Origin of the sequence: Allokutzneria sp. NRRL B-24872 (genome assembly GCF_002155965.1) — a bacterium.
In the GTDB taxonomy this organism is placed as follows: domain Bacteria; phylum Actinomycetota; class Actinomycetes; order Mycobacteriales; family Pseudonocardiaceae; genus Allokutzneria.
This window is the reverse complement of record NZ_MUMH01000437.1, coordinates 1-707: the sequence shown is the minus strand read 5'-3', so window position 1 is coordinate 707 and position 707 is coordinate 1. Positions and strand designations below refer to the sequence as shown.

Here is a 707-nt window from a genome sequence, read left to right as displayed (position 1 = left end):
GCACAGCCGTTTCCTTCCCCGGGTACGTGCTCGGTGATGAGGCGGTGGATCGGGTGAGGGGATGGGATGAACTGTCACGGATGATCGTTCGCTACGAGGACCACAACAATCACCCCGCACGCCGCATTCCCCGCCACGGGCGCGCGCACGCTCCGCGCCGCGCCCCGGCTCAGCCCCGCACGCTCCGCGCCACGCCCCTCGCTCAGCCCTCCGCGCCGGCCGCCCGCGCCACCAGATCCGCCCAGACCTTGGTGATCTGCGGCTCCAGCGCCTCGATCGGGCCATTGTTGTCGATCACGACATCGGCGATCGCCAGCCGGTCGGCGCGGGTGGCCTGTGCCGCCATCCGGGCCCGCGCCTCGTCCTCGGCCATGCCGCGCAGCCGTACCAGCCGGTCGAGCTGGGTCTCGGGCGTGGCGTCCACGACCATGACCAGGTCGTAGAGCGGGGCCAGCTTGTTCTCGGCCAGGAGCGGGACGTCATGGACCACGACGGCATCGGGGGCGACCGCCGCCTGCAGCTCGGCGGAGCGGTCCCGGACCAGGGGGTGGATGATCGCGTTCAGCGCGCTCAGCCGCTCCGGGTCGTTGAAGACGATCCCGCCGAGTTTGGGCCGGTCGAGATGGCCGTCGGCGGTCAGCACCTCGGGGCCGAACTCGGTCACGACGGCGGCCAGTCCAGGAGTCCCCGGCTCGACCACCTCGCGA

1 protein-coding gene is annotated in these 707 nt (G+C 71.9%); it reads right to left on the bottom strand.

Going from position 1 to position 707, the window contains the following annotated elements:
- Window positions 1–202 precede the first annotated feature (202 nt).
- A partial coding sequence (gene coaE, locus CCN37_RS38530; RefSeq protein ID WP_086830285.1) for a dephospho-CoA kinase occupies window positions 203–707 on the bottom strand: 505 nt, incomplete at its 5' end.